General features: G+C 54.3%; 7 protein-coding genes. 2 read left to right on the top strand and 5 right to left on the bottom strand.

Annotation, left to right across the window (positions count from 1 at the left end; all coding sequences use genetic code 11):
• The coding region (locus Q7O77_RS15890; protein ID WP_304169580.1) for a methylglyoxal synthase at nt 1–269 on the bottom strand (269 nt) is incomplete at its 3' end.
• A gap of 123 nt (nt 270–392) precedes the next feature.
• Nucleotides 393–1,067 carry a DUF2057 family protein gene (locus Q7O77_RS15885; protein ID WP_304169577.1) on the bottom strand — a complete coding sequence of 225 codons (675 nt, stop codon included), beginning with the start codon at nt 1,065–1,067 and terminating at the stop codon, nt 393–395.
• Nucleotides 1,068–1,287: 220 nt separating this feature from the next.
• On the opposite strand from Q7O77_RS15885, the gene Q7O77_RS15880 reads away from it, so the two are divergent.
• Entirely contained in the window at nt 1,288–1,704 is a 417-nt protein-coding gene (locus tag Q7O77_RS15880; RefSeq protein ID WP_304169583.1) for a CoA-binding protein, read from the top strand.
• A 58-nt stretch (nt 1,705–1,762) separates the two neighbouring features.
• Here the strand turns inward: Q7O77_RS15880 and hspQ are convergent, their stop codons facing one another.
• Complete coding sequence (hspQ, locus tag Q7O77_RS15875; protein WP_304169574.1) at nt 1,763–2,074, bottom strand: heat shock protein HspQ; 312 nt, start codon at nt 2,072–2,074, stop codon at nt 1,763–1,765.
• 157 nt (nt 2,075–2,231) lie between these two features.
• On the opposite strand from hspQ, the gene yccX reads away from it, so the two are divergent.
• A complete protein-coding gene (gene yccX / locus Q7O77_RS15870) occupies nt 2,232–2,510 on the top strand; it encodes an acylphosphatase (protein ID WP_304169572.1) in 279 nt (92 codons plus the stop codon).
• A 2-nt stretch (nt 2,511–2,512) separates the two neighbouring features.
• Here the strand turns inward: yccX and tusE are convergent, their stop codons facing one another.
• On the bottom strand, nt 2,513–2,842 hold the full coding sequence (tusE, locus tag Q7O77_RS15865; protein ID WP_304169568.1) for a sulfurtransferase TusE: 330 nt from the start codon (nt 2,840–2,842) through the stop codon (nt 2,513–2,515).
• Nucleotides 2,843–2,962: 120 nt separating this feature from the next.
• The coding region (locus tag Q7O77_RS15860) for a Bax inhibitor-1 family protein (RefSeq protein ID WP_304169565.1) at nt 2,963–3,426 on the bottom strand (464 nt) is incomplete at its 5' end.

The following is a 3,426-nucleotide window of genomic DNA, read 5'->3' as shown; positions in this document are numbered from 1 at the left end:
AATATCATCATGTCGATCTTACTCTCCGCGATCAGCGCGCCAACCTGCTGATCGCCGCCCATCGGGCCACTCATCATGCTTTTAACCGGCAGTCCGGTGTGGAGCTCGATCAGGTTACCGGTCGTTCCCGTCGCATAGAGGTGGTGTCCGGCGAGCTTGGGCTTGTTAGCGGCGATCCATTCCAGCAGCGACTCTTTGCAGTGGTCGTGCGCGACCAGCGCAATGTGCTTATGCGCTTCGATTCTACGGGTAGTGAGCTTGAGCTCCATGATGACTTCCTTAGCACTGTGCGTTTGTCAGGTGACAAAATTAATTTTTCAATGGAAACAGAAAAAGGTGAATGCCTGCGCGGACCGCTGGGATCGTTTTCAACGTCTAAGCGCGAAGGGCGGTTACTGACCGTCTTTGCTCGCAGCCCACTGAAGAAAACGCTGCCGGGTTTTCTGGTCGGCCTTTTGAAACCAGTACTGCATCAGGATAAACGGGTCGGTCTTATCCGCAGCGGGCGTCAGCGGTTCGGCATTGCCATCATTGGCAGGCTGCGTCACAGGCTGCGAGGGTGGCAGGGTGGTGAGTGACGGGACCGAAGCCGGGCGGGCTGCGTGATTGTAGTCGACCATTTTTTTCTCGATATCGCCGCTCAGATCGGCGTCGGTCAGCGTTATCCGGTCGGTCGTCGCAGTAATGGGCTGATTGTTATCGCCCACCAGCTGATAGTGCGCTTTTTGCTTGAACTGTTTGCGTAACTTCGGCGTGGACAGATCCGGCAGGTGGATCGTTATCGCGCTTTGATTGTGAGTATTAAATGTGGCGATCAGCCCGTTGCTGTGGAAAACGTCTTTTACGCCTTTACGCACGTCGATCGTTTTGCTCACCCGAAACAGGAGTTGGTGGTCGCCGCCGTTCAATTCCAAACTGCCCGCGCCTTTTAACAGTGAGGCAGGAACCTTTCTGCCATCAACGACAATCAGCTCGACATCGGGGCCGAGTTTCAACGTCGTGGCCATCGCAGGCGTTGCGCTCATGACCAGTGACAGGCAGATAAAGGCAAACTTGAATTTCATCATTTCCCCAGAATTTACGGCAACGTCAACATTGTTTAATAAGGCGCAGCATGTGTCAAAGTTTCAGCCGCGAAACCTCAGGCAGTTTGTGTTTCGTTTAAAAAGACGGCGAAGAATAGCGTTTTGTTGACCCGGCGGAAAATGATATTTCATCAGATGCTCGGCCAGGCGCGACATGAGATACACTGGAACCATCGTCTTTGTATTGATGAGGGGTTGCATGATGTTAAACGACGTTGAGATTCAATCGGTGCTCAGCTCCGTCAAGACCATCGCACTCGTTGGCGCCAGCGAAAAAAGCACGCGGCCCAGCTATGGCGTCATGGCGTATTTGCTGGGGCAGGGATATGACGTCATTCCGGTAAGCCCCAAACTCGCCGGACAGACGCTATTGGGACAAACGGCCTATGCCTCGCTGCAGGATATTCCCCGGCCGGTGGATATGGTGGATGTCTTTCGCCAGCCTGAGGCGGCGTTCGGCGTGGCGCAAGACGCCATCGCCATTGGCGCCAAGGTGCTGTGGCTGCAACTAGGCGTGATTAACGAAGAGGCCGCGGTGCTGGCGAGCGACGCTGGGTTAAAAGTCATCATGGATCGCTGTCCGAAAATCGAAATCCCACGGCTGGGACTGGAGAAATAGCCTGCCGGGCCTGATGACTTCGCGCCATAAGTGATAAGGCTGGCAGTTTGCGCTGAAGTTAGTGCAGCAGTTTAGGGGCTCGACTTTTGATGCGGGCCGCTAGCTCATCCAACGGCGAGTCGGATTCCGTGCCGTCATGCTCATCCTGCTGCAACTGCTCTTCCGCCAGATAGGTATGGACCGGTTGGCCTTCTTCATCTTCCATGACCACGTGGTACCACGGCGCAGTACGCTGCGTCTCGGCAGCGGCAAGCTCTTCCCAGGCCGGTTTTTCCAGCGAATACTCAGGATCGATGTCGACCACGACGCCGGTGAACCCCAGCAGCTTATGACGAATCTGCTGTCCGATGCCAAATTTACAGATAATCATATAACCTCCCGAGAGACGAATTTGACTTAATATAAATGGGTATGCCAGCGGCGATTTCAAGCGTGGCGGACAGGCATTTTTACCTGTTTCCGACATGGCTCAATCCCGTCGCTTCAGGACATACGGCGAAGCGTCAATATGAAATTGAGGAGTGTGGATGTCTCAGATGGCGGTGAAAGTCTACGTGTACGGCGTAGTTCAAGGGGTAGGATTTCGTTTCCATACGCAGACGCAGGGTCAAATGTTAGGGCTGACCGGCTACGTCAAAAATTGTGACGACGGTAGCGTTGAGCTGGTGGCCTGCGGCGAATCCGAAGCGGTGGAAAAGATTCTCGAATGGGTAAGACAAGGCGGACCGAAATATTCTCGCGTCGATAAGGTGCTGACCGAGCCGCACGGCAATACCGATTACCGCGCGTTCGATATTCGCTATTGAATTCAGATGCACTTCACCGGTTTCGGCAATCCTGCGATTTTAGTGGCCTGTTTGGCGGGGCCTTTAGGGAATAAGCGATAGAGGTAGCGGCTATTCCCTTTTTCTTCGCCGTATTTCTGCGCCATCGCTTTGACCAGCATGCGGATCGCGGGTGAGGTATTGAACTCCAGATAAAACGCCCGCACAAAGCGCAGCACTTCCCAATGCGCTTCCGTGAGTGTGATCGCCTCTTGTTCTGCCAGCAGCGGCGCCATCTCTTCCTGCCAGTCGTGACTGTTTTTCAAATATCCCTGCGCGTCTGTCTCGATGACGCGGCCTTCAAACGTAAACATAACACCTCGGAATGACGTTAAAACGCGCTTAGTCTACCAAATTTTTGGTTCAGGTAAGGCGACGCCAAAACAAAAAGCCCCACCGGAGCGGGGCTTTGACGAGATGGGAAACACTCAGCGTTAATTGCTGCGGCTCATACCCAGCAAGCTCAACAGGCTGACGAATACGTTGTAGATGGAAACGTACAGGCCGACCGTGGCGCGGATGTAGTTGGTTTCTCCACCGTGAATGATGTTGCTGGTTTCCCACAAAATAGCGCCTGCGGAGAACAGAATAAACATCACGCTAATCGCCATCTGCAGCGCGGGGATGTGCAGGAACAGGTTGGCGATGGTGGCGACCAGCAGCACGACGAAACCGGTGATCATCATTCCGGACAGGAACGACATATCCTTACGCGTGGTCAATACGTATGCGGAGCAGCAGAAGAACACCAGCGCGGTGCCGCCCAGGGCCAGCATGATGATGTCGCCTGCGCCGGACGCGATGAGCGTACTCAGCATCGGGCCCAGGGTATATCCCATAAAACCGGTCAGTGCGAAAACAGCCAGAATCCCCGCCGGGCTGTTCGCCAGTTTATAGG

It is taken from the genome of Lonsdalea britannica (genome assembly GCF_946477055.1).
Lineage (GTDB): Bacteria > Pseudomonadota > Gammaproteobacteria > Enterobacterales > Enterobacteriaceae > Lonsdalea > Lonsdalea britannica_A.
The sequence above is the reverse complement of the archived record's forward strand: the minus strand, read 5'-3'. Positions and strand labels throughout refer to the sequence as shown.